This window comes from Arthrobacter sp. R-11 (genome assembly GCF_049913155.1).
Classification (GTDB): domain Bacteria; phylum Actinomycetota; class Actinomycetes; order Actinomycetales; family Micrococcaceae; genus Arthrobacter.
Genome location: NZ_CP183979.1, coordinates 883517 through 907236, shown reverse-complemented (window position 1 = coordinate 907236; position 23720 = coordinate 883517). Strand labels below are relative to the sequence as shown.

Below are 23720 nucleotides of genomic sequence, written 5' to 3'. Positions count from 1 at the left end.
CGCCTTCTTCCGGATCACCTGCAGGACACCCCAAGAGCTATTCGGCCTCGGTTTCGCCGTCGGCGTCGTCGAAGTCGGCGTCGTCGGGTGCGTCAGCGTCCTCGGAGCCGCCCGGAGCGTCGGCCGCGGCCCCGTCTCGGGCTTCGGTGTCGGCAGACGGTTCACCGGCCTCTACGCCGTCCGACGCGTCGCCGTCGGACTCGTTCTCCGGAACCTGCGCCTCATCCTCGGGACGGACGCGCTTGGCCCACGGAATCCATTCGGGGGCCAGGATGGATTCCTCGGAGGGCAGGAGTCCGAGTTCGCTCACGGTTACCGTCTTGGAGCGCGAATTGCGCGTAACCACGGCGTACCACTGCCAGCCGCCGTAGCCGGGCAGCCGGGACTCGAAGAGGTGGGTGACCACTCGTTCGCCCTCGGACTTCGCCGCGATGTGCGGGCCGATCTCGCTGTCCTTCGCGATCGTGGCCACCGCCTCGCGGGCGACGTCGACGGCGGCAGCCAGGAAGGCGTCCGGCTTGCCTGTCCGCCACACCGGTACGCCGGCACGCGGTTTGGCGACCGGAACTTTCGCCGGCGTCGCCTGGGACTTGGCCGCGGCGGTTTTCCGCGCGGAAGCCCCGCCGGCCGTCGCTGCGGGAGCGTCGGCCTGGCCGGCTTCTACGGATTCGGAAGTCATGGGTGGCTAGGCCTCGAGCTCGTCGGCAACCTTGCGGAGGGCAGCCGCGATGGCCTTGCCCTTGGCGCCTTCGGGGTACTTGCCGGCGGAGAGGCTGCCGGACAGTTTGTCGAGCACGGACACGAGGTCCTGGACCACGGGGGCGAGCTCACGGGCGCCCATGCGCTTGGCCTTGGCAACGGAAGGCAACTTGTCCAGCACGCGCAAGCCGAGGGCCTGGGCGCCGCGGCGGCCGTCGGCCACGCCGAACTCGACCCGTGTGCCGGCCTTGAGTTCGCTCACGCCTGCGGGCAGTGCCGATTTGGGCAGGAACACTTCCTGGCCGTCTTCGGCCGCGAGGAAGCCGAAACCCTTGTCCTTGTCATACCACTTGACCTTGCCGGTGGGCACGTATTCAACCTTCTTCGTTCTTGCGTGGAGGCACGGCCGGCAGCTCACCGCATCCGCAGGGTCCTGCGGGATCAAGGGCGATTGCCTGCTCCGTGTTGGTCTGTTCCCTCAAGGTTATCGTGCCGGGCAGCGATCCCGTGCTTTGGGGCGGGCTGTTAGCGTTGCTTGCATGAGTATCACCGGCTACCACCGCCCCCTGACGATCGCCGCCGCCGTCGTCGCTGTGCTTTCCCTCGCCGCCGTGGGTGGGGTAATGGCGATCGCCGCCGCGGGCAGCGCAGCCCCGGTCTGGATGACATCCCTTGCCCTCTACGGGCTGCCCCTCGCCTTCCTCGCGATGCTCGTGCTGGTGGTGGATGCGGTGGTGCAGCGCCGCAGGAAATAAGGCAGGGCACGCCGGCCGCTGCGGGCGGTAACGTTGAAGTGATGTCCCTCATACGCGCGCTCAGCAAAGACCTGGAAGCGCGCAGCGACGATTCGCTGCGGGCCCTGTTCGCCGCGCGGCCGGACCTGATTTCCCCGGCAGCCCCGGACTTCGCAGCCCTTGCCGCACGGGCCAGCGCGCGGGTAAGCGTGCAGCGCGCCTTGGAACGGCTCACCAAACCCGAAATGCAGGTCCTGGAAGCGCTGCACCTATGCACGAACCCGGACACCGGCCACGGAGTTTCCGCTGCCGGGCTCAAGAAAGCGATCGCCGGAGCCACACTTACGGCGCTGGAAGGAATCCTGCACCGGCTCGGGGACCTGGCCCTCATCCACCGCTGCGAACCGCCTGCCGGCACCCACCCGCCCGTTTCCAGGCAGCGCTTCTACCTGCCGGTGGGCAGTCTGAAGGACGTTGTGGGCATCTACCCCGCGGGCCTGGGCCGCAGCTACACGGAACTGGTCCGGCTGCAGCCCGCCTTCGCCCAGCGGGTGGTCCACCTGGTCGCCGAGTTGCGCCGCAGCGGGGCGGGCGTCCCCGAGGCAGCCACGCCCATGGAAGCCGCCTTGGCCCTGCAGCGCTGGACCTCCGGGCCAAAGGCCCTGGAAGGAATCCTTGCCGGCGCCCCCGAACGGACCCGGGCCCTGTTGGACAAGTTCGGGAACTGGGCCATGGGCGCCGTGCCCCAGGCGCAACGCATGGCCTCGATCGACCATGAGGGCCCCGACGTCGGGCCGGTCGACTGGCTGCTGGCCCGCGGCCTGCTGGTCCCCCTGGACGCCTCCCACGTGGAACTGCCGCACAGCGTGGGACTGGCGCTGCGCGGCGGAATGATCGTGGACCATTTCACCGTGCAGGCTCCCCGGCCCGAGTTGGGCCTGACCAGTGCCTTGCTGCGCCGCAACGCGGCCCTGGGCGCCATCGCCGAGGCGCTGCGGCTCCTTGGCGAACTGCTTGCGGCCGTGCGCGAGCAACCGTTGGCCACGCTGCGCAGCGGCGGGGTCGGCGTGCGCGAACTCAAACGCCTCGCGGACCGGCTGCGTCTGGACCTGCGCGAGGCGGGCCTCTTCCTTGAGCTTGCCGCGCTGGCCGGACTCGTGCGATTGGACGTGGACAGCTCAACCTGGATCCAGCCGCCCGGCCTGGAGTGGCTTGCCCTGCCGCGCCAGGAACAGTGGCTCTGGGTGGTCAATGCGTGGCTGGCGAGCGAACGTGCGCCCTCCCTGGTGGGGCAGCCGGTGTCCGTATCCGCCGGTCACCAGGGCAGGCCGAACTCCGCCGGAACAACCATCAACGCCCTGTCCGCCGAGGCCCAGCGCCCGGACGCTCCGTTGATCCGCCGGCGCGTGCTGGACATCCTGCAGGAACTCACGGTGGAGGCGTCCGCCCCCGATGGCAGGGCCCCTGTCCTCGACGCTCGTTCCGTGCTGGAGCGCGCTGAGTGGTCCCAGCCGCGGATGGCCCGCCGCTTCAGCTCCTTGGTGCCTGGGATCCTGCGGGAGGCGGAACTCCTGGGGCTCATCGGTTCCGGCGCATTGACCCAGCTCGGCTCGGCAATCGCCGTCGAAGACCCTGACCGTGCCCTGGAAATCCTTGGCGAGCACCTGCCGGCCGCCGTCAACCACGTACTCCTGCAGGCCGACCTCACCGCGGTGGCCCCCGGGTATCTGGCGCCGGGGCTCGGCGAGCACCTGGCCGTGCTCGCCGATGCCGAGGGCCAGGGCCCTGCCACCATCTACCGCTTCTCCGAGGCGTCCATCCGCAGGGCGCTCGACGCCGGCCAGGACGCCGCATCCATCCTGCAGTTCCTGCGCGAGCACTCCGCCACTGATGTTCCCCAGCCCCTGGAATACCTGGTGCAGGATACCGCTTCAAGACACGGCAGGCTGCGCGTCGCCAGCAGCGCCAGCTTCATCCAGAGCGACGACGAAGCAGCCATCGGCGAGCTCCTCCAGGAGGCCGGGGCGTCAAGCCTGGGCCTGGTCCGGATCGCGCCCACGGTGCTCACCTCGGCGGCCAGTCCACGCGAAACCGCGAGGGTGCTGCGCGAGCTGGGACTGTCCCCCACTGTGCAGGAGCCCGAGCCCGCCGTCGTCCGCTTCAAGCGGACCGCCGCCGTCGCCGGCAGTGCCCGGCCTGTCTATTCGGCGCCGCGTTCGGCTCCCGCGGAGGACGACGTCGAAGCGCAGCTCGCGGTGCTGCGGCACCGCCCGGGGGTGGCGGAACCCTCGGGAGAGGCGTCTGCGCAGCTGGGGCTTGAGGCGCTGCAGCGCGCGATCCGCCTGAAGCAGGCCGTAACCATGAATGTGGTGGACGGCGACGGGAATTCCAACAGCGAGACGGTTGTTCCTGTCTCCGTGTCCGGCGGCAGGGTCCGGGTGTTCGACCCTGCCCGGGACACCGAACGCGTGCTGTCCATCCACCGGATTGTCGACGTCGAGCCCGCGGCCGGGCAGGCCGCCAAACCAAACAAGTAAGGGAGCTTCAGTGAGCGACGGTCCGCTGATTGTGCAGAGCGACAAGACCATCCTGCTGGAAGTGGACCATGAACTCGCCACCGAGGCCAGGCATGCCATTGCGGCCTTCGCCGAGCTGGAGCGCGCCCCGGAGCATGTGCACAGCTACCGGCTCACCCCGCTGGGACTCTGGAACGCGCGGGCCGCTGGGCTCGATGCGGAGAAGGTCCTGGACACCCTGCTGCGGTACTCGCGGTTCCCGGTGCCGCACTCGCTGCTGCTGGACGTCGAGGAAACCATGTCCCGCTACGGGCGCTTGCGGCTGGAGAAGGATCCGCAGCACGGACTGGTGATGCGCACGGACGACTACCCGGTGCTCGAGGAAGTCATCCGGGCCAAGAAGATCGCGCCCTTGCTGGGCCCGCGGATCGACGGCGAAACCGTGGTGGTGCATTCCTCGCAGCGTGGACAGTTGAAGCAGCTGCTGCTCAAGCTCGGCTGGCCGGCCGACGACCGGGCGGGTTATGTCGACGGCACCCCGCACCTGATCAGCCTCAACGAGGACGGCTGGCAGCTGCGGCCATACCAGAAGCTGGCCACGGAGAACTTCTGGTCCGGCGGCAGCGGCGTCGTGGTGCTTCCCTGCGGCGCGGGCAAGACCATCGTGGGTGCAGCCGCCATGGCCACCGGCTGCACCACCACCCTGATCCTGGTGACCAACACGGTCGCGGCCCGGCAGTGGAAGGACGAGTTGCTCCGGCGGACCTCGCTCACCGAGGACGAGATCGGTGAATACTCGGGATCGGTCAAGGAGGTCCGGCCGGTCACGATCGCCACCTACCAGGTGCTTACCACCAAGCGTGGCGGGATCTATCCGCATCTGGAACTCGTGGACGGCCACGACTGGGGCCTGATCATCTATGACGAAGTCCACCTCCTGCCCGCACCGATCTTCCGCATGACCGCGGACCTCCAGGCCCGGCGCCGCCTCGGTCTGACCGCCACCCTGGTCCGCGAGGACGGCAGGGAGGGCGAGGTTTTCAGCCTGATCGGGCCGAAACGGTACGACGCGCCGTGGAAGGACATCGAGGCGCAGGGCTACATCGCGCCGGCCGACTGCGTGGAAGTCCGGGTGGACCTGCCGCGGGACGAACGCGTGGCCTATGCGATGGCCGAGGACGCCGACAAGTACCGGCTGTGTTCGACGTCGGAGACCAAGACCGCACTCGTTGAACAACTCGTCGCCGCTCATCCGGGCGAGCAGCTGCTGGTGATCGGGCAGTACATCGACCAGCTCGATGAAATCGGCGAGCGCCTGGACGCCCCCGTGATCAAAGGCGAGACTTCCGTGCGGATGCGGCAGAAACTGTTCGATGCCTTCCGGGCCGGGGAGATCCACACCCTGGTGGTGTCCAAGGTGGCCAACTTCTCCATCGACCTGCCGGAGGCGTCCGTGGCAATCCAGGTTTCGGGTTCCTTCGGGTCCCGGCAGGAAGAGGCCCAGCGGCTCGGCCGGCTCCTGCGTCCCAAGAAGGACGGCCGGGCTGCACGCTTCTACGCCCTGGTTGCCCGGGACACCCTGGACCAGGACTTCGCCGCGAAGCGCCAGCGTTTCCTGGCCGAGCAGGGCTACGCCTACCGGATCATGGACGCGAAGGACGTCGGCGCGGCGGGTTGAAAACCGGGGATACGGCGGCTCTTTCCGGGCGGTCAGCGTACGCAATAATTTCCGGGGCTGGGTCATTGTGGCCCCATTTTGCCGGGCGTACACTCAAGCTGCTGGGTTACATATTGGTAACAGATCCTGAGCTCAGATCAGGGCGGGTGGGGCCACGCCGGCTTTTCCCGCATACAAGGACGCGTAGATGCGCAGACGGCCCAGCCAATCCACCGGCACACCACCTCCAGCGATCACTGGCGGTTTGGTGCTGCCCAGCCCACTCCGGGATATAGCGAAACGACGATCGGGGTAGTCCGGCCAGCGCCCCCTGCGCGGGTGACGGCCGATCAAATATTGGGGAGAAATGCTGGGGATTCACCGGCGCCGGACCGCGGGCCCGCACCGTAGCCTATTAGCCGCTCTGAGAGTGAGCACACCCATGAAAAACATCACACGCGTCCGCTGGGGCGCAGGGGTCGCCTGTCTGGCCTTGATCATCGCCGGCACCACCGGCGCACAGGCAGTCCTTCCAGGAACCACCTTCGAAGGCAATGACGGAAACCTTGTTGTCAACACAGCAGGCAACGAGGACTGGGCCAATGTGGCCGGCGTGAGCACCGGCATCGACAAGGCCACAGGGAAGACGGACAATTCATTCGGCCAGGGCACCAAGGAAGACAACCCCGACGTCACCATCGTGACCGGCGCCATTCCGCCAAACAAAAACGACCTCACCCGCTTCTATGAAGCTTCGGAGCAGGGCGCGAACGGCGATATCTTCCTGTACCTCGCTTGGGAACGCCTGGTGAACATCGGCAACGCCAACCTGGACTTTGAAATCAGCCAGAATACAACGGCTGGTTTCACCCAGAATTCCACAGGAAATATCACCCTGAACCGCACTGCCGGCGACCTGCTCGTCACCTACGATTTCGGCGGCAGCGGCACACCAACGATCGGCCTGAACTTCTGGGTCACGTCAGGTTCAGCGAGCCAGTGCTTCTCGGCCAACACGGTGCCTTGCTGGGGCAACCACGAGGACCTCACAGGCTCCGCCGCCGAAGCTGCCGTAAACAGCGGCACGGTCACGGATCCGTTGCTCGGCAGCTCCCTCACGGCCGGCCTGTTCGGTGAAACCTCGATCAACCTGACGGCCGCCGGCGTGTTCCCGGCGGGTGTCTGCAAGGCTTTCGGCAGCGCTTTCGTCAAGAGCCGCTCGTCCTCGTCGTTCACCGCAGAACTGAAGGACTTCATTGCCCCGGTCCCGGTCAACATCGACAACTGCGGAAGCATCACCATCAACAAGGTGACCCAAAATGAGCCCGTCCCAGGGACGCAGTCCTTCAGCTACACAACCTCCAACCTGACTCCGTCCAGTTTCAGTTTGAAGAACGCCGAATCGAGGACGTTCAGCGCCCTGCCCGCAGGGACATACACCGTCACTGAGGGTGCCCAGACCGCACCGTGGAGCTTCGTCTCCCTCGTCTGTAACACCACTACGGGCGTGACGATCACCGGCCAACAGGTGTCGATTGCGCTGGGCAACGGCCAGGACGTGACGTGCACCTACACCAACCGGTTCAACAAGGCCCAACCAACCGTTGCCACCACGCAGGACCTCATCCCGAATGACAATTTCATTCTGTCGGGTGGACTCGGGACGGTAACGGGAAGCATCGTGTTCAAGCTCTACGCCCCGAGCGATGCCACCTGCGCGGGAACTCCGGCGCTGACCCAGACGGTCACAGTCAATGGCAACGGAACGTACAGCACCACTAACACCACGTTCCACGCCACAACCGCAGGGACATGGCGTTGGACGTCGACCTACAGTGGAGACGCCTTTAACCTTCCGGCGACATCGGCCTGTGGCGTTGAACAATTCACCATCGTCAACAGTGCACCATAACCGCACGGAAACTAACCGTACGGACTGAAAGTAGAGACTGAGGGACCCCGGCGGCAGGCCGGGGTCCCTCAGTCTCTACTGCCGCTGCCAACCGACAGGCCTCAGCCGTCTCAGCCGCGGCGCGGCCTGGTGGCAGCTTCGGGGCCCAGCAGGTAGTCGCCCGCGGTGGCCCGCACCACCTCACTGACCGTGTCCAGCAGGGGCGAGGAAGTGCGCCAGCGCTGCCAGTACAGCGGCACATCGAAGGGGCGGTCCGGGGCCAGCTGGACCAGGCGTCCGGCGTCGAACTCTGGACGGCATTGGACCTCGGGGACGAGTGCCCAGCCCAGGCCCAAACGGACGGCGTCGAAGAAGTCCTGCGACGCCGGCACATAGTGCCGCGGCCCCCGGGCGGGCCGCGGGGCGCGGCTGCGCGATTTCCTGAACAGACCGTCAAGGAAGGCGTCCTGGTAGGTGTCCTTCCTGTCGAAGTCGACGGCGGGAGCGGCGTTGAGCAACAACGGGTCGACGGGTGCCCCCGCGCCGAAGTCCGGCAGCCATCGTCCCAGGAAGTCCGGCGCCGCCACGGCACGGTAGCGCATCGTGCCCAGGGCTTCCACGCGGCACCCCTGCACCGCCTCGGGGGTGGCCGTCACGGCCGCCATGACGTCGCCGGACCGCAGCAGCCCGGCGGAATGCTGTTCATCGTCCCGGCGCAGATCGTAGGCCACATCCAGTCCCGCAGGCATCCTGGTCAGCGCGCGCAGGAACCAGACGGCAAGGGAGTCGGCATTGACAGCAATGGGCAGGCTGTGGTGCCCGCCGGCACCCGCCGCGAGTCCCAGCTCGCGCCCGGCGTCTTCCTCGAGCTGTGCCATTTGCCTGGCCAGGCGCAGCACCACTTCCCCGGCCGCGGTCGCTTCGACCGGGTTGCTGCGACGCAGCAGGACCTGGCCGGTGCTGTCTTCCAGGGCTTTGAGGCGTTGGGAAACGGCCGAGGCCGTGACGTGGAGGCGCCGGGCGGCGGCCTCGAGGGTGCCTTCGCTGACGACGGCGGCAAAGGTGCGCAACTGCTCGGAGGAAAAGCGGCTCATAAGAACATCTTAGGGAAGGTAAGAATCTTTAGCTGGCCTAAGTAGCTGGACGTCCGTAGCGTCGATGGGGTGGAAATCAGCGGAATCATTCCTGCAATCGTCCTGGGCCTTGGCACCGGGCTCGCCCTCATCGTGGCCATCGGCGCACAGAACGCCTTCGTCCTGCGTCAGGGGCTCCTCGGCCGGCACGTGGCCGCCGTCGTCGCCGTGTGCGCCGTCTCCGACGCAGTGCTCATCGCTGCCGGGATATTCGGCATGGGCGGGCTGGTCACCGCCGCGCCGGCCGTCGTCGTGGCTCTGCGGTACATCGGCGCCGCATTCCTGTTTTGCTACGGCGCCATGGCGGCCCGGCGCGCCTTTCGTCCGCAGTCCCTGCTTCCCGGGCAAGCAGGCGAAGAGGGGCTGACCGAAGCGGGACTGGCTGACGGAGACGGGTCCGGAGGGCCCGGGTCCTCAGCACCCGCGTCTTCGGGGCGATCGTCCCCGGCAGGATCGTCAGCGCTCGCAACCGCAACCCGCGTCAAGGGCCTGGCCCCTGCACTGGCCACGGTCCTGGCGCTGACCTGGCTCAACCCCCACGTCTATTTGGACACGGTGGTCCTGTTGGGCTCGGTGGCCAACTCCCAAGGCGACGGCTTGCAGTGGTGGTTCGGTGCAGGTGCGGCACTTGGCAGCATCCTATGGTTCTGTTCATTGGGCTTTGGGGCCCGCTTGCTCCGGGGATTCTTTGCCCGGCCCGCTTCGTGGCGGGTCCTCGACGGCGGCATTGCCGTGACGATGACCGCGCTGGCGGCAGGCCTGGCGCTCGGAAACTAGGCCGGCGGCAGGGTCAGGCCACCAGGCGTCCTTCACGGGCTGCCGGGACGGCGTCTACTGTGGCCCAGCATTCCGGAGCGGACAGCTTCGAGTCCGCAAAACGCTCGGCTTCGGCCAGGAGATCGAAGGTTTCGTGCCCGATGCGTCCGGAGTCCGCGTCGAGGTAGTGGACGTGGTATTCGGTCTTGGGTCCGGTCTTCAGGGCTGCTTGCTGTGTCATGGCTCCAGTGTGGAACCAGGCACCGACATTTTTGCCCTCCCGGGGCGGCGTGTCCGCATCCGGGCGGCCCGCGGCCCCGGAACCTGAAAGTTCCTCCCAACAAGCTTCCAGCAAACTCACAGTTACTGGGAGCAACATGAATGCATGAAGAAGAACGGTCCTGAAGCCAAACTCCTCGTTGTCGACGACGAACCGAACATCCGCGAGCTGCTTTCCACCTCGCTGAGGTTCGCGGGCTTTGATGTTGTCGCCGCGGCGAACGGACGCGAGGCGCTGGCCGCTGTCGAGCAGCATGCCCCCGACCTCGTTGTCCTGGACGTCATGCTCCCGGACATGGACGGCTTCACCGTGACGCGCCGCCTGCGCGCCTCAGGAAAGCACTTCCCGGTGCTGTTCCTGACGGCCAAGGACGACACCGAAGACAAGGTCACCGGACTCACCGTCGGCGGGGACGACTACGTCACCAAACCCTTCAGCCTCGACGAGGTCGTGGCGAGGATCCGTGCGGTGCTGCGGCGCACGCAGCCACTTGAGGATGACGACGCCGTGATCCGGGTGGACGACCTGGAGCTCGATGACGACGCGCACGAGGTGCGCCGCGGCGGCACCGTGATCGAGCTTTCGCCCACCGAGTTCAAGCTCCTCCGTTACCTGATGCTCAACCCGAACCGGGTGCTCTCCAAGGCCCAGATCCTGGACCACGTCTGGGAATACGACTTCAACGGCGATGCTTCAATCGTGGAGTCCTACATCTCCTACCTGCGCCGCAAGGTGGACATCGATCCCGATTCGGCAGGCCTTATCCAGACCAAGCGCGGCGTGGGCTACGTGCTGCGGACGGCGGAGAAGCGCTGACCTTGAGCGATCGGTGGAAGTCGGCCTCGCTGAAGTCGCAGCTCGTGGCCATCATCATGGGCCTGCTGCTCCTGGCGCTGGCCGCGACGGGCGCCGGAACGCTGGCCCTGGTGCGGAGCTACCTGCAGGACCAAGTGGATGACAAGCTGCGCACCGCCGTCGAAATCGCGCGCCAGCAGCGCTCCTTCGACAAGCTCTCCGAACCCAATCCGGCAGTCCCCACCGACTACTCCCTCATGCTCTTGAGCCCAGGGGCTCCGCCCTACCCCTTCGGTGGCAACAAGGACATCCACCCGGATATCGGGAGCATCTCCCCGGACACCGCCCGCAGCTACGGCCTGCAGCCGTTCCAGGTGCGTGGCACGGACGGAAACAACTGGCGCGTCGTCGCGGTTGCCGTGGTCGATACCAGCACGGGCCAGAACGCGGTGGTGGTCGTAGGGCTGCCGCTGACCCCCGTGGACAAGGTCATGGAGCACGCCACCCTGGTGGTGGTCGGCGTCGGCTTGCTGACGCTGGTGCTGGCTTTCTTCATCGCAACGTGGACGGTGGGGCGGTCCTTCCGGCCCTTAGTGCGCGTGGAGAAGACCGCGGCCGCCATCGCCGCCGGCGACCTGTCCCGCCGTGTGGATATCGAGAACCCGGCCACGGAGGTGGGCCGGCTGAGCGCTTCACTGAACGCGATGCTCGCGCACATCGAGACTTCGTTTGCCGCACGGGCCGCTTCGGAGGGCCGGATGCGGCGTTTCGCCGCCGACGCCTCGCACGAGCTGCGCACTCCCCTGGTCACCATCCGGGGCTTTTCGGAGCTGTACCGCCACGGCGCCCTGGCCACCCCCGAGGACGTCGGCACTGCGATGGGCAGGATCGAAAGCGAAGCCAAGCGCATGGGGTCCATGGTCGAAGACCTCCTGATGCTTGCCCGCCTGGACGAACAGCGGCCGCTGCAGCTCAACCCGGTGGACCTGCGCCTGCTGGCCAACGACGCCGTACTGGACTCCCTGGCGAATTCTCCCGGCCGGGCATTCTCGCTCACCGGGATCGACGGCGGCCCGGCCGCTGCGGCTCCGGTGCTCGGCGATGAGGCGAAGCTCCGCCAGGTGCTGGGGAACCTCGTGGGCAACGCCCTGCGCTATACACCCGAAGGCAGCCCCGTGGAGATCGGCGTAGGTGTAAGGAGCACCGAGGCCGGCGAGATCTCCGTCCTGGAAGTGCGGGACCACGGCGCGGGTGTTCCTGTGGAGGAACGGTCGCGGATCTTCGAACGGTTCTACCGCGCGGATACGTCCCGGACCCGGGAGACCGGCGGGAGCGGACTGGGCCTGGCAATTGTTTCGGCGATCATCACCTCGCACGGTGGGACCGTGCGGGTGGAAGACACCGACGGCGGCGGGGCCACTTTGGTGGTCAGCCTCCCCAGGCGCGACGGACTGTCCGGGCAGGGACACCCTGCGCAAAGGCACTCCGGGCAGGGGCACTCAGGGCAGGGGAAGGACGCGGCTGACACGGCAAGCGGGGTTGCTTCCTAGGCCGACGGTCCCGGGCCGGCAGGGTTTCAGGAGTTGTCCACATAGCGTCCTCCCGCTCTGGAGGGCCATGCCAGCCGGGCCTAGGCTCGATGGCGTGGACCACAGCCAGCCGCACAAGCGGACCCGCCAGAGTCGAAAGGCAACGCCATGAGTGTCATTTCCGTCGATACCGAATTGATGCAGTTGAAATCAACCACCGTCAAGGCGACGGTGGAACGAATAAGCGCAGACGTCCAGGCGATGAAGCGGGGGCTCGATGAGCTCCAGGCCACGTGGAAGGGCTCGGCCGCCGCCAATTTCCAAAGCCTCATTGCCGAATGGACGCTGACGCAGAACAAGGTGGAAGCCTCCCTCGCTTCCATCAACCTCGCCCTGTCCGCGGCGGCTGCCAGCTACCTCGAGACCGAGCAGGGGAACACCCAGCGTTTCAGCTACTGACAGTGGCACACTGGCCCTGAACCCGCCGCACAAGCACTGCGGGGCCCGGCCATCCCCCAGGCGGGCCCCGCAGTTCCCCTTAGCTCTCGGGCGTCCCTTGGTGGAACCGGAGCCGCCACTGGCCGCGATCGAGCAGCCAGAGCGAGCTCCGCAGGGACGCACCGGCACGGGACCGGCTGCGGTAATTGAGCAGCATGGAGTTTTCGCTGAGCCGGTCGGCGCTCAGGAGTTCCACCTCGATGGCCTCCCCGGGATCCTCCTCGAGGGCCATGAGCATCGCGTCCCTCGTCCAGTAACGGCCGGAGCTGCCGATCTCCGCAAAATCCGGGTGCAGGAGGACGCCCGTCCTGCCGATGTCCGCACGGACGTCGGGCCGCAGCAGTTCCCGTTCCAGGCCAAGAACCACGTCCTCTGCCGGAACTTCGCCGGAGGGCGCGATTTCGTCGTCGAGTTCGCTGAAGAGATCCGCTTGGCCGAAGATGCCGGACTCATCGAAGAGGGCGGGCTCCGCCTGCAGCTGCGCGGCAGCACCGGAGGGGGCAGCTGTGGCAGCGCCGCCGGCCTGCACCGGCTGCAAGGCGCCGGGGAACCCTGGACCGACGGGGGCTGCGCTTCCTTGCTGGTAGGCCAGGGCTACGGCACGGGCGCGTTCGTCGGCGGCCTCGTTGAGGTCATGGCCTGCATGCCCCTTGACCCATTCAAAGGTGTACTTGCGGCCTGCGATGGCCTGGTCGATCTCCTTCAGCAGGTCAACGTTGAGCACCGGCTTGCCGTCGGCCTTGCGCCAGCCCTTGCGCTTCCAGCCGGCCATCCACTTGGTGATGCAGTTGATGACGTACTGGCTGTCGCACAGGATCCGGAGGTCTTCCTGGGGCAGGTGGGCGGTGGACTTGAAGAGGTCCAGCACCGCCATCAGTTCACCTTGGTTGTTGGTTCCGTGCGGCCAGCCCCCTGCCTGCCAACAGGAGTCGTCAACGTACCAGGCCCAGCCGGCAGGCCCGGGATTGCCGAGGGCGGAGCCGTCGGCGGCAGCAATAATCGTCATGCCTTCAATCCTGCCAGACGGGACTGACAGCGGCGTCCGGCGAAAGAGGGCTGGAAGGAAGGAGGGCCGGGGAAACGCCGACGGCGGCCCCCACCGAAGTGGGAGCCGCCGTCGGGCGTTGACGCTAGGCGCAGGGCTGGGCCACGCGCCCGAGGGCCCCGCTGTTCGCGCTCTGCGCGCTGAACAGCGGAAGGGAGCTTAGAAGCCGCCCATGCCGCCCATCTCGTCGGCGCCGGGGCCGGCCGGAGCAGACTTCTCCGGCTTGTCGGCAACGACGGCCTCGGTGGTCAGGAAGAGACCGGCGATGGAGGCAGCGTTCTGCAGGGCAGAGCGGGTGACCTTGACCGGGTCGTTGACGCCGGCAGCCAGCAGGTCTTCGTACACGCCGGTGGCGGCGTTCAGGCCGTGGCCGGAAGGCAGGCCGCGGACCTTGTCCACCACAACGCCTGGCTCGAGCCCTGCGTTGTAGGCGATCTGCTTCAGCGGAGCGTCGATGGCAACCTTGACGATGTTGGCGCCGGTTGCTTCGTCGCCTTCGAGCTGCAGGTTGGCGAATGCCTTGGCACCGGCCTGGATCAGGGCAACGCCACCACCGGCGACGATGCCTTCCTCGACGGCAGCCTTCGCGTTGCGTACGGCGTCCTCGATGCGGTGCTTGCGTTCCTTGAGCTCGACCTCGGTTGCGGCACCGGCCTTGATGACTGCAACACCGCCGGCCAGCTTGGCCAGGCGTTCCTGCAGCTTCTCGCGGTCGTAGTCGGAGTCGGAGTTCTCGATCTCGGCGCGGATCTGGGCCACGCGGCCGGCGATCTGCTCGGCGTCGCCGGCACCTTCGACGATGGTGGTCTCGTCCTTGGTGACGACAACCTTGCGGGCCTGGCCCAGCAGTTCGAGGGTGGCGTTCTCCAGGGAGAGGCCGACCTCGGAGGAGATGACCTGGCCGCCGGTGAGGATGGCGATGTCAGCCAGCTGGGCCTTGCGGCGGTCACCGAAGCCCGGAGCCTTGACGGCGACGGACTTGAAGGTGCCACGGATCTTGTTGACGATCAGGGTGGCCAGGGCCTCGCCCTCGATGTCTTCGGCGATGATCAGCAGCGGCTTGTTGGACTGCATGACCTTCTCCAGGACCGTGACGAGTTCCTTCACGTTGGAGATCTTGGAGTTGACGATCAGGATGTACGGGTCTTCGAGGACCGTTTCCTGGCGCTCTGCGTCGGTGACGAAGTAAGCGGAGATGTAGCCCTTGTCGAAGCGCATGCCTTCGGTGAGCTCGAGCTCGAGGCCGAAGGTGTTGGACTCCTCGACGGTGATGACACCTTCCTTGCCGACCTTGTCCAGGGCTTCGGCGATGAGGCTGCCGATTTCGGTGTCGCCGGCGGAGATGGACGCGGTGGCGGCGATCTCTTCCTTGGTCTCGATTTCCTTGGCGGAGTTCAGCAGCTCGGCGATGACGGCGTCAACGGCCTTCTCGATGCCGCGCTTGAGGGACAGCGGGTCGGCGCCGGCAGCAACGTTGCGCAGGCCTTCCTTGACCAGAGCCTGGGCCAGCACGGTAGCCGTGGTGGTGCCGTCGCCAGCGACGTCATCCGTCTTCTTGGCAACTTCCTTGACGAGCTCGGCGCCGATCTTCTCGTACGGATCGTCGAGTTCGATCTCCTTGGCGATGGAAACGCCATCGTTGGTGATCGTGGGGGCGCCCCACTTCTTTTCCAGGACGACGTTGCGGCCACGCGGGCCGAGGGTGACCTTGACGGCGTCGGCGAGGGTGTTCAGACCCCGCTCGAGACCGCGACGTGCCTCTTCATCAAATGCAATGATCTTGGCCATAACGGCGGTAGTCCTTTCGGGACAGTCGTTAAGAAGGAGCCTTGCAGCGGTGCCCGCGACGGACGGCCAGTTCCTTGCGGCCTCTGTATGCCGCGCAGTCAGGACCTCACCTCGGCAAGGTTTTCTTGATCCCTGGCGACTGCGGCTCCACCGACGGCCGGAGCCGGCGAAGGATTAGCAGTCTGTGCCAGTGAGTGCTAAGTCAATAATTAGCACTCACCCGGGGAGAGTGCAAGCAGAAGGCGGGACGAACGGGGGCCAGCGGGACCGTGTTCGCCAACGGTGATCATCCAGGGCTCAGGAAACGGCGGAGCGTGTGGCCGTTTCCTTGGCGGCCATTTTTGCCGTGTTGTCCGGGCCGTAGCTGAAAACCATGTAGTTCGCCGAGGTGATGTCGCCGTTGGCGTCAAAGCCGATGGGGCCCGATTCGCCCTCGTAATCCGGCGTCTTGCCTGCCTTCAGGACATCCAGGCACTCCCGGTAGCTGCTGCAGGCGGTCCGCTCCGCCGCAGGGGCGCCCGGCGGCCGGACCCCGCCGGAAACCGTGGTGAGCGACGCGGTGATGGACGCTCCGGCGTCGTCCTCTGCAGCTGCGGCGGCAATGCCCGCGAGGTTCACGGCGTCGAACGTCTCGGCGGCGAAGGTCATGTCCTTCAGCTCCGGGTCTATCCCCACCAGCTCGTTCTGGAAATCCGTCCCCGGAAAGGCGCCCGGCAGGACGCCGCGGGCGCCGTCCAGGCCGCCGGCACCGAGCTCGAGGCCGTACTGGCGGATGGCGCCGTCGCTGAGGAGCAGTTTCTTTCCGGAGATTCCCGCGTTGAGCAGTTCCGCAAGGGCGGCCTGCGCGCCGCGCCGGGCAACCACGACGACGGCGTCCGGCGCCTCGTCCTTGAGCGTCGCCACGGCGGATCCGGCCTTGCCCTCGGCGAAGCCTGCCGCCGGCAGTGCCTCCATGCCAAGCCTCCGGGCGGCGTCCGACACCGCCTCGGAGACCTGGCTGCCGTAGTCGCTGTTTTCGTGCAGCACCGCAAGGCGCTTCGCGCCGCCGTCATGGGCGAGCTTCGCCAACACGCTCCCCTGCGCGGAATCGGCCGCCGCCGTGCGGAAGTAGTACCCGCCGCTCTTGTAGCCGCTCAGCGCCGCGGCTGTGTTGGCCGGCGACATCACCGGTACTTTGGCGCGTGAGAGCACGTCGATCGCCGCGGGGGCGTGGCTGGAATCGCTGGGTCCGATCACGACGTCGGCACCGGCATCGAGCAGGGAGCGCGCCTGGGCCCCGGCGTCACGGCCGAACTCCGCAGAGTCCCCTGTGGCATCTTTCGGGAGCAGTTCCACGGGCCGGCCCTTATGCCCGCCTACGCCGTTGATTTGCTCGATGGCAAGTTTCGCTGCCGCAAGCTCTGACTCATTCAGGAAGGCCGAGTCGCCATTGTTGTCCAGGATCAGGCCGATCCTTAGCGTCCCGTCGCCGCTGGCCTCGACGGAGTCCAGCCGGGCGTTGCCGCTCGGCCCGGCGCAGGCGGAGGCGCCAAGGGCAAGGCCCGAAACAAGTGCCACAGCCCAAAGACGACGGTTGGGCCTTGGACGCCGGCCGAGCACTGCTTGCACTAGATCAACCGGACGCTCTCTGCTTGCGGCCCTTTCTGGCCTTCGCCGAGCTCGAATTCCACGCGCTGGCCTTCTTCGAGAGCGCGGAAGCCGTCCATCTGGATGGCGGACCAGTGCACAAAGACGTCGTCCCCGGTTTCATCGACGGTGATGAAGCCGTACCCCTTTTCGGCGTTGAACCATTTGACGGTTCCCAAAGCCATGTTCCCCACACTTTCAGTTGCGAGCCGCCTCCGGGATCTCCGGATCGGCTTCAACCTACTGTAACCAAGGTCACGGCCGCGGGGAGGTGCCAAGGCGGTGTCGGGAAGCAATGTTATTCAGGCGTAACCGGCAGCGCTGCTCCCGCCGGCCGACGCCGCCAGGAGCCCGCAGGGCAGGGGCCGTTAGTTGTACCCGGGTCCGAGGATGACGACGACCGGCACCTGGTACTGGGCGGTGTCGAGGAGTTCGGTGATGCCCAGGAGTTTGCCGAGGGCTTCGGCATTGCCCTTCTGTTCCGGGCCGTTGTAGAAGATCGCAGAACTCTGCTGCGGGACGCCCTGCCAGTTGCCGACGTCGGACAGCACCCATCCGTCGTTCCGCACCGTGGTGGATACCCGGCTGGCAAGGCCGCTGATCCCGGCTCCGTTGTAGACCGCCACCGGCGTGGTCTTGTCGACGGCGGCCGAACTCGGCGTCGGGGTCACAGAGGGCGTCGGGGTCGGGCTCGGGCTGGTGCTGGGAGCGCTGCTCCCGGAGGGCGACGCCGAGGGGCTCTGCTGCGAAGCGGTCGGCTGGCCCTGCGAGGCCGAAGGCGCTGGCTTGGGCAGCATCAGGAAAGCTGCCAGGCCGACCACCAGGGCCACGGCTCCGAGGACCAGGACCGGCCACAGCGCCGGGCGGGACGCCGGCGTGACGACGCGGTGGACACCCTGGCGCGAAGAGTTCTGCGGCACACGGTCGAATTCATCGCGGGCGAATTTGGTCATGATGAAGCGGTGTCCTTGCTGCTTGCTGCTGGAATCAGCCCTGCACCCAAGCGACGGGGCTCAGGCGTCAGATCCGAGGCGGCGGGCCGTGCGGGCGCGCTGCCGTGACGTACGTAGTCTACGCAATCTCTTCACGAGCATGGGGTCGTGCGCCAGTGCATCCTCTGAGTCGATGAGGGCGTTGAGGAGCTGGTAGTAGTGGGTCGCCGAAAGGTCGAACAGTTCGCGGATGGCCTGTTCCTTGGCGCCGGCGTACTTCCACCACTGGCGTTCCAGGGCCAGCATCTGCTGTTCCCGTGCCCCGAGCGGGGAGTCGCTGCGGACTCCGGCGGTGAGATCGTCCAGTGCCCACCCACCGGTTCCGGGCGCCATGGGTTCCTGCGCGGGCTCTGCCACGACACACTCCTTCAACACTCACCGACACCGACGCTTGCCAACACAATCCTTCCCCATGGTAACGGGCAAATAACAGCCGTGTCATTTGCCGGGCCGTTTCATCGCGGGGCCGTGCACGGGAAGAATGGTGTCGTGGGAAGCGATGAAACGCTGTTTGAACTCGACGCCGGAAACAGCTCCGCGGATTTCGAGGAGCTCTGCGGCCTGCCGCTGCCCGGTCTCGTGGCGCCGGATTGGGCGGAAGCGCTAGCAGGGGTGGAACCCGAACTCCGCGCCGTGCTGGGCTTCGTCGCGTCCGAATCGGCCCGCGGCGCCGAGGTCCTCCCCGCCGCTGCGAATCTCCTCCGCGCCTTCCGCCAGCCCCTTGCCGAGGTGAAGGTACTGATCCTTGGCCAGGACCCGTACCCCACGCCGGGCCATCCCATCGGACTCTCCTTCGCGGTATCGGGGACCACCCGGCCCATCCCCCGGAGCCTGGCGAACATCTACCGCGAAATGGAATCCGACCTGGGCCTGCCGCCGCGGACCCACGGCGACCTCAGCGCCTGGAGCAAAGAAGGTGTCCTGCTGCTGAACAGGGTCCTGAGCGTCAGCGCAGGAAATGCCGGATCGCACCGGGGCAAGGGCTGGGAGGCCATTACGACGGCGGCCGTCACCGCCGTCGCAGGGCGCCGCACCGAGGACGGGAAACGAAGGCCGCTGGTCGCCATCCTCTGGGGGAAGGACGCCGCGGCGGTGCAGCCGCTCCTGGACGGGACACCATTGATCTCTTCCGCACACCCCAGCCCCTTGTCCGCATCCCGCGGCTTTTTCGGGTCGCGGCCCTTCAGCCGGGCCAACGAACTGCTTATCGAACAGGGAGCGACGCCGGTCAACTGGGAGCTGCCGGCGCGCCCCTAACGCCGCGTAGTTCCCTTCCCAACGCTCGCAAGCTCGCGTCGGGACCCTCGGGAAAACGCTTAGGCTTAGCTTGTGACTTCCCTCCCGGCCACCTCCTCCGCAAACCGTACGAGCCGCCCGCAGGTCAATCTGACCGTGCTGCGCACCGAACAGCTTTCGCCGCACATGGTGCGCGTCGTTGCCGGCGGCCCCGGATTCGCGGACTACGCGAACAACGACTTCGTGGACCGCTACGTCAAGATCGTCTTCCCGCAGCCGGGCGTGGCCTACGAAGAACCGCTTGACCTCTGGAAGATCCGGGAAACCATGCCCCGGGAACTCTGGCCGCACACCCGCACCTACACCGTACGCTGGGTGGACATGGCGGCACGGGAACTGGCCATCGATTTCGTGGTCCACGGCGATGAGGGCCTGGCCGGCCCCTGGGCACTGCAGGCCAAGGCGGGCGACAGCCTGGTCTTCACCGGCCCCGGCGGCGCGTACAATCCGGATCCGGCGGCCGACTGGCACCTCTTCGCCGGCGATGACGCCGCCCTGCCGGCCATTGCCGCCTCGATCGAAGCCCTTCCCGCCGACGCCAAGGGCCTGGCGTTCCTCGAGGTGGACAGCGAAAGCGACGTGCTGGACATCAAGGCGCCGGCCGGCGTCGAACTGATCTGGATTTTCCGCGAGGGCGTGCCCGCCGGCTCCGGCACGGTCCTGCTGGACGCGGTGCGCAATGCCGCCTGGCTACCGGGGCGTGTCCACGTGTTCGCCCACGGGGAGCGCGGCTACATGAAGGGCCTGCGCGACATATTCTTTCGTGAGCATGGATTGGAACGCGGCCAGGTGTCGCTCTCCGGCTACTGGGCGCAGGGCCGTGTAGAGGACCAGTTCCAGGCCGAGAAGAAGCTTCCCGTAGGCCAGATCCTCTAGCGGGGGTATCAGCGGCGACGGCGGATCCGGCGCCGCTCGTTGCTGGCCAGGTTCTTGGTCAACGGCCGTGCAAGGTTGTCACCCAGGACGATTCCCGCGGCGGTGGCCATGACGATTGCCCCGGCATTGAGCATGCCCCCGAAACCGGCAAGGATGTCCGCCTCCTCGATGGTCAAAACATACATGGAACGGAATATTGTCAGGCCCGGCAGGAGGATCAGCGCCGCCGGAACGGCGACCACCAGCTGCGGCGCACCGAGCCTGAGGGCCACGATACGGGCCAGCAGGCCGATCACCACGGCGGACAGGGCCGGAGACAAGCGGCTTCCCAGCCCCAGGGTCGAGGCTCCCCACAGCACGAAGAACCCCACCAGGCCGACTGCCGCCGTTGGGAACAGCAACCTGAGCTGGGTCTGCTCCGTAACGCCGATCGCGAGGACCGCGACGCCGATCAGGAGTGCCTGCGCCCACAAGGGATAGGCGTCCGGGAAGGTCTGGGTGACGTCGATCGCCTGGCTGCCGAGGCGGTCCCCCAGGACGAGGGCGATGGCGATACCGGCCACGATCGCGCCGAACGTCAGAGTAGTGGACAGGAAACGCCCGGCCGCCGTGACCGGGAAGCCGTTGATCGCGTCCTGCACCGAGGACACCAGCCGCCCCGTGGGAAGGAGCAGCAGGATGCCGCCCGCCACGACGATCGAAGGCGCGATGTCCGCGCCAGCCAAGCGCAGCATCACGGCGATGAAGGTCACCAGGAAGGCACAGGCCGCCGTCACGTAGAAGTCGGGCGTCCGCCAGCGGCCGAGCTGCCGGGCGAGGAGGCTGACCAGCAGGTTCGAGACGAAGGCCAGCGCAGAAGCGCCGGGCCCGCCGCCCAGCACGCCGACAAAGGCCGCGGCGAACACGCCGAAGGCCACGGTGACCATCCAGCGCGGGAAGGGCTTGCTCCTGCGGATGATGTCGTTCAGGCGACGGACGGCCTCGTCCCTGCCGACGCCGCCGGCCACGATGTCGGTGACCAGCTGGTGCACCTGCGCCAGTCCGGCATAGTTGTTCGTCCAGGAGCGCACCACCCGCAGCAAGGTCACCGGGGTCTGGTCCTTGGGCGAGTAGTTGATGCCCACCGACTGGTTGGTGATGTCCACCTCGATGTACTTCAGGCCCAGCGACGCGGTCACCGCGATGATGCTGGTTTCCACTTCCAGGGCGCCGGCTCCGTAGCGGAACATCGTCTCGGCGAGGTGCAGCGCGAAGTCGACGGTCTTCCGGGCGGAAGCGTCCACCCCGCCCACCTGGATGGTCGGGTTCGCGTACGGGCTGCCGGCGAGCCGGTCCACGATGGTCAGCGGAGCCGTGGGCGGGTTTTCGCCCTGCACGAGGCGCCGGAGCATCCGCCTGGCGCTGAGGTTCTGCTGCACCTGGGAGGGGCGGATCGGCTGCGTCTTGGGCAGCCCGTCCGTCGGTGGCCGGTTGCTTGCATCCGACTGGTGTTCGGGGCGGTCGGTCAAGCGGGTCTTCCTCCAGGTCCGGCGGCTGTCAAAGGCCATGCAGCAGGTGCTGCTGCGAGTCTAGTAGAACTGCTGCCCGGTGCGGCGCGTGTAGAGCTGGCGGGCGATCCGCTCCCCTGCCACGGTCCAGAGCTTGTACTTCAGAGGGCTGAGCACCTGGTCGTAGCAGCCCACGAAGTCCGTGACGGTCTTGCTGAAGCTGGTCTTGAACAGGCCCAGGCCGTGGAAGGGGTGGGAGCTGTCCTTGACCTTGTCCGCGGGCGGAGTGCCGCAGAAGTCGTACTCGGTGCAGCCCAGTTCCTTGACCTGGTTGATGGCGGTCCACTGGACCAGGTGCGAGTCGCCGTACTGGCTGCGCTTCTGCAGGGAGCCGCCGTCCTTGTAGGTGCCCTTGCGGCCGTAGTTGATCACGAAGGCGCCCACGGAGGGGACACCGTTTTCGTAGACGAAAAGCAGCCGGCCCTGGTCGCGCTTAATGAAGTTGGTCCAGAAGCGGTTGTAGTAGTCGAACTCGCGGACCCGCACCTGGGATTTGGCTTCCACCGTGTTGGTCATGAGCCCGTACATGGCGCGGAAGTTCTCCTCCGTGGGGTCCATGTTGAGCACCTCCACGCCTTCCCGGATGGCCCGGCGCACGGCGTTCCGGCCGCGGGAATGGAGGGTGCGCAGCAGCGGCTGCTCATCCGGCGAGATGTCCAGGAGCGCCGTGGAGTCGTTCGGCTGCAGGTTGGGGGTCTTCACCAGTCCGGTGGCGTCGATGGCCGCGCGGGTCTCCTCCGAGAGCACGATGTCCGGTTCGATCTTGATCGCGAACACGCCGGCCTTGCTGCGCTTCACGAACTCCGCGTTGGCGCGGACGATGCCCGCGATATCCGCCACCTCGGCGACGTCCGGGCCCTTGATGAGGTACCAGAGCTTGCCCAGCACCGGAAAGGACTTCTCCAGGACCAAGTTGTAGCTGTTGTAGTCCGGGCCTTCGTAGACCAGGTGGAGGGGCTTCCAGCCGTAGTGCTGCTTCACCTCTGCGAAGGCTTCGGACTGGAGGAGGTTTCCGCCGTTCGGGTTGGCTGTCACCAAGGCGTCCCAGTTGGCGATTTCCTCGGCGGTGGCAAAGCGGGCGGTGAATTCTCGCAAGGGGGCCGTGTCCAATCAGTCGCGTATATGGGCTGGGCGTACGAGAGGCAGCCGCAGCCGAGGGCGGCGCTGGCACGCAGCCTCCAGTCTATCGGCTCCGTTTCCTACAGCCTGATCTGGGCGGCACTCTCCAGGAATACGGCTTTCGGTTTCTCCCCCAGGGCGCGCTGCCCGCGGGCGAGGCGGTCGGCGTCGACGAGCCCGTCAAGGGCCAGTCCGGTGAGATCCGCGATGTCCCGGATGGGCACCTGGAAGGTGCGGAAAGGGCCGAGCGGCGGCGGCTCGTCCTCCAGCAGCCGCTTACGGGTGGCTTTCTCCAGCTCAACCTTGTCCAGCAGGGAGGTCTGGTCCACCACGAAGCCCACGGCGCCGAGTTCGGCCTCGTTGGTCCAGGCGGCGATCTTCCAGAACTTCCGGGGCACGTTCACTCCGCGGTACGGCGGATCGTCGTCCCGGAAGACCGGTCCCGTGAAGACGCTCAGCTTGGCGTCGAAGGTGTCCGCGTGGCCGAGTACGTGATCCTCCAGGCCCACCCAGAGCTCCTTACCCTGGTTGAAATCGTCGATTTGGGGTGCGGCGTTAGTGAAGACGAAGGTGTCCTGGTTGGCGAGCTTGGCCGTGGCCGGGTCCCCCCACACCGGGTCCAGGCGGCGCACGAGGTGCCCGCGGTCGAAAGCATTGTTCTTGTAGACGTCCGGCCCGGCCTGCTGTTCCTTCGGCACCCTGGAATCGAAATGCCAGGTGCCTTCGCGGGCCAGGGCGTCCAGCTCCCTGCCGTTGATGTTGACCCCGACAATGGCCGCAAGTTTCCGGTCCGGGCGGAACCTCACCGAGAAGTGTGTGTAGTCCAGAAGAATCGTCGTCACCGACGGACTGGGCAGCTCAAGGCCGGCCCTCAGGAACCCGCTGTCGTATCCCCCGCTCATGGGAAAAGCATGGCACCGGGGTCAGACAATAAACAGGGGCG

At 67.0% G+C, this 23720-nt stretch carries 23 protein-coding genes; 10 read left to right on the top strand and 13 right to left on the bottom strand.

The window, feature by feature from the left end:
* Positions 1-37: 37 nt before the first annotated feature.
* Both ACN9M4_RS04095 and ACN9M4_RS04090 read right to left on the bottom strand, forming a co-directional pair.
* Positions 38-679 (bottom strand): DUF3027 domain-containing protein, encoded by a 642-nt coding sequence (locus tag ACN9M4_RS04095; RefSeq protein WP_426302292.1) that lies wholly within the window; start codon positions 677-679, stop codon positions 38-40.
* A gap of 6 nt (positions 680-685) precedes the next feature.
* The gene (locus ACN9M4_RS04090) at positions 686-1069 is read right to left on the bottom strand and encodes a cold-shock protein (protein ID WP_115789207.1); all 384 of its coding nucleotides are present in this window, start codon (positions 1067-1069) and stop codon (positions 686-688) included.
* 169 nt (positions 1070-1238) lie between these two features.
* On the opposite strand from ACN9M4_RS04090, the gene ACN9M4_RS04085 reads away from it, so the two are divergent.
* From ACN9M4_RS04085 to ACN9M4_RS04070, 4 genes are all read left to right on the top strand, one after another.
* Positions 1239-1454, top strand: coding sequence for a hypothetical protein (locus tag ACN9M4_RS04085; RefSeq protein ID WP_426302291.1), 216 nt, complete (start codon positions 1239-1241; stop codon positions 1452-1454).
* Between the two features lie 41 nt (positions 1455-1495).
* Entirely contained in the window at positions 1496-3970 is a 2475-nt protein-coding gene (locus ACN9M4_RS04080; RefSeq protein WP_426302290.1) for a helicase-associated domain-containing protein, read from the top strand.
* Between the two features lie 10 nt (positions 3971-3980).
* A complete protein-coding gene (locus ACN9M4_RS04075) occupies positions 3981-5627 on the top strand; it encodes a DNA repair helicase XPB (protein WP_426302289.1) in 1647 nt (548 codons plus the stop codon).
* 592 nt (positions 5628-6219) lie between these two features.
* On the top strand, positions 6220-7518 hold the full coding sequence (locus ACN9M4_RS04070) for a hypothetical protein (protein WP_426302288.1): 1299 nt from the start codon (positions 6220-6222) through the stop codon (positions 7516-7518).
* Positions 7519-7628: 110 nt separating this feature from the next.
* Here ACN9M4_RS04070 and ACN9M4_RS04065 read toward each other — a convergent pair whose 3' ends face one another.
* Positions 7629-8591 (bottom strand): LysR family transcriptional regulator ArgP, encoded by a 963-nt coding sequence (locus ACN9M4_RS04065; RefSeq protein ID WP_426302287.1) that lies wholly within the window; start codon positions 8589-8591, stop codon positions 7629-7631.
* A 69-nt stretch (positions 8592-8660) separates the two neighbouring features.
* Between ACN9M4_RS04065 and ACN9M4_RS04060 the strand changes: the two genes are divergently transcribed.
* A complete protein-coding gene (locus ACN9M4_RS04060; protein ID WP_426302286.1) occupies positions 8661-9407 on the top strand; it encodes a LysE/ArgO family amino acid transporter in 747 nt (248 codons plus the stop codon).
* 13 nt (positions 9408-9420) lie between these two features.
* On the opposite strand, the gene ACN9M4_RS04055 is transcribed toward ACN9M4_RS04060, so the two are convergent.
* Positions 9421-9627: a hypothetical protein gene (locus ACN9M4_RS04055; RefSeq protein ID WP_426302285.1), complete on the bottom strand. Its 207-nt coding sequence runs from the start codon at positions 9625-9627 to the stop codon at positions 9421-9423.
* A 144-nt stretch (positions 9628-9771) separates the two neighbouring features.
* Here ACN9M4_RS04055 and ACN9M4_RS04050 point away from each other — a divergent pair, with 144 nt between their 5' ends.
* From ACN9M4_RS04050 to ACN9M4_RS04040, 3 genes are all read left to right on the top strand, one after another.
* On the top strand, positions 9772-10482 hold the full coding sequence (locus tag ACN9M4_RS04050) for a response regulator transcription factor (RefSeq protein WP_426302284.1): 711 nt from the start codon (positions 9772-9774) through the stop codon (positions 10480-10482).
* A gap of 56 nt (positions 10483-10538) precedes the next feature.
* Positions 10539-12011 (top strand): sensor histidine kinase, encoded by a 1473-nt coding sequence (locus ACN9M4_RS04045; protein ID WP_426303380.1) that lies wholly within the window; start codon positions 10539-10541, stop codon positions 12009-12011.
* 147 nt (positions 12012-12158) lie between these two features.
* Positions 12159-12449 (top strand): WXG100 family type VII secretion target, encoded by a 291-nt coding sequence (locus ACN9M4_RS04040; RefSeq protein ID WP_426302283.1) that lies wholly within the window; start codon positions 12159-12161, stop codon positions 12447-12449.
* A gap of 79 nt (positions 12450-12528) precedes the next feature.
* On the opposite strand, the gene ACN9M4_RS04035 is transcribed toward ACN9M4_RS04040, so the two are convergent.
* The 6 genes from ACN9M4_RS04035 to ACN9M4_RS04010 form a co-directional block, all read right to left on the bottom strand.
* On the bottom strand, positions 12529-13494 hold the full coding sequence (locus ACN9M4_RS04035) for an RNase H family protein (protein ID WP_426302282.1): 966 nt from the start codon (positions 13492-13494) through the stop codon (positions 12529-12531).
* A gap of 198 nt (positions 13495-13692) precedes the next feature.
* Positions 13693-15321, bottom strand: a complete 1629-nt coding sequence (gene groL / locus ACN9M4_RS04030; RefSeq protein WP_426302281.1) for a chaperonin GroEL — start codon at positions 15319-15321, stop codon at positions 13693-13695.
* Positions 15322-15618: 297 nt separating this feature from the next.
* Positions 15619-16878, bottom strand: coding sequence for an ABC transporter substrate-binding protein (locus tag ACN9M4_RS04025; protein ID WP_426302280.1), 1260 nt, complete (start codon positions 16876-16878; stop codon positions 15619-15621).
* 50 nt (positions 16879-16928) lie between these two features.
* Positions 16929-17132, bottom strand: coding sequence for a cold-shock protein (locus ACN9M4_RS04020; protein WP_115789218.1), 204 nt, complete (start codon positions 17130-17132; stop codon positions 16929-16931).
* A 183-nt stretch (positions 17133-17315) separates the two neighbouring features.
* A complete protein-coding gene (locus tag ACN9M4_RS04015; protein ID WP_426302279.1) occupies positions 17316-17900 on the bottom strand; it encodes a LytR C-terminal domain-containing protein in 585 nt (194 codons plus the stop codon).
* Positions 17901-17960: 60 nt separating this feature from the next.
* Positions 17961-18296, bottom strand: a complete 336-nt coding sequence (locus ACN9M4_RS04010) for a DUF3263 domain-containing protein (RefSeq protein WP_426302278.1) — start codon at positions 18294-18296, stop codon at positions 17961-17963.
* Between the two features lie 132 nt (positions 18297-18428).
* Here ACN9M4_RS04010 and ACN9M4_RS04005 point away from each other — a divergent pair, with 132 nt between their 5' ends.
* The gene (locus tag ACN9M4_RS04005; protein WP_426302277.1) at positions 18429-19196 is read left to right on the top strand and encodes a uracil-DNA glycosylase; all 768 of its coding nucleotides are present in this window, start codon (positions 18429-18431) and stop codon (positions 19194-19196) included.
* A gap of 72 nt (positions 19197-19268) precedes the next feature.
* Entirely contained in the window at positions 19269-20111 is an 843-nt protein-coding gene (locus ACN9M4_RS04000) for a siderophore-interacting protein (protein WP_426302276.1), read from the top strand.
* Positions 20112-20119: 8 nt separating this feature from the next.
* Here the strand turns inward: ACN9M4_RS04000 and ACN9M4_RS03995 are convergent, their stop codons facing one another.
* The 3 genes from ACN9M4_RS03995 to ACN9M4_RS03985 all read right to left on the bottom strand — a co-directional run bounded on the left by ACN9M4_RS03995 (position 20120) and on the right by ACN9M4_RS03985 (position 23679).
* On the bottom strand, positions 20120-21619 hold the full coding sequence (locus tag ACN9M4_RS03995; protein WP_426302275.1) for a threonine/serine ThrE exporter family protein: 1500 nt from the start codon (positions 21617-21619) through the stop codon (positions 20120-20122).
* Between the two features lie 60 nt (positions 21620-21679).
* Positions 21680-22753, bottom strand: a complete 1074-nt coding sequence (locus ACN9M4_RS03990) for a lipid II:glycine glycyltransferase FemX (RefSeq protein ID WP_426302274.1) — start codon at positions 22751-22753, stop codon at positions 21680-21682.
* A 104-nt stretch (positions 22754-22857) separates the two neighbouring features.
* Complete coding sequence (locus ACN9M4_RS03985) at positions 22858-23679, bottom strand: DNA/RNA non-specific endonuclease (protein WP_426302273.1); 822 nt, start codon at positions 23677-23679, stop codon at positions 22858-22860.
* Positions 23680-23720 lie beyond the last annotated feature (41 nt).

What these genes read in the sequence shown, in the direction of transcription:
- ACN9M4_RS04045 (WP_426303380.1), top strand. Translation starts at nt 10,539, where the DNA reads ATGGGCCTGCTGCTCCTGGCGCTGGCCGCGACGGGCGCCGGAACGCTG.
- ACN9M4_RS04080 (WP_426302290.1), top strand. Translation starts at nt 1,496, where the DNA reads ATGTCCCTCATACGCGCGCTCAGCAAAGACCTGGAAGCGCGCAGCGAC.
- ACN9M4_RS04085 (WP_426302291.1), top strand. Translation starts at nt 1,239, where the DNA reads ATGAGTATCACCGGCTACCACCGCCCCCTGACGATCGCCGCCGCCGTC.
- ACN9M4_RS04065 (WP_426302287.1), bottom strand. Translation starts at nt 8,591, where the DNA reads ATGAGCCGCTTTTCCTCCGAGCAGTTGCGCACCTTTGCCGCCGTCGTC.
- ACN9M4_RS04095 (WP_426302292.1), bottom strand. Translation starts at nt 679, where the DNA reads ATGACTTCCGAATCCGTAGAAGCCGGCCAGGCCGACGCTCCCGCAGCG.
- ACN9M4_RS04050 (WP_426302284.1), top strand. Translation starts at nt 9,772, where the DNA reads ATGAAGAAGAACGGTCCTGAAGCCAAACTCCTCGTTGTCGACGACGAA.
- ACN9M4_RS04020 (WP_115789218.1), bottom strand. Translation starts at nt 17,132, where the DNA reads ATGGCTTTGGGAACCGTCAAATGGTTCAACGCCGAAAAGGGGTACGGC.
- ACN9M4_RS04040 (WP_426302283.1), top strand. Translation starts at nt 12,159, where the DNA reads ATGAGTGTCATTTCCGTCGATACCGAATTGATGCAGTTGAAATCAACC.
- ACN9M4_RS04055 (WP_426302285.1), bottom strand. Translation starts at nt 9,627, where the DNA reads ATGACACAGCAAGCAGCCCTGAAGACCGGACCCAAGACCGAATACCAC.
- ACN9M4_RS04015 (WP_426302279.1), bottom strand. Translation starts at nt 17,900, where the DNA reads ATGACCAAATTCGCCCGCGATGAATTCGACCGTGTGCCGCAGAACTCT.
- ACN9M4_RS03985 (WP_426302273.1), bottom strand. Translation starts at nt 23,679, where the DNA reads ATGAGCGGGGGATACGACAGCGGGTTCCTGAGGGCCGGCCTTGAGCTG.
- groL (WP_426302281.1), bottom strand. Translation starts at nt 15,321, where the DNA reads ATGGCCAAGATCATTGCATTTGATGAAGAGGCACGTCGCGGTCTCGAG.
- ACN9M4_RS04035 (WP_426302282.1), bottom strand. Translation starts at nt 13,494, where the DNA reads ATGACGATTATTGCTGCCGCCGACGGCTCCGCCCTCGGCAATCCCGGG.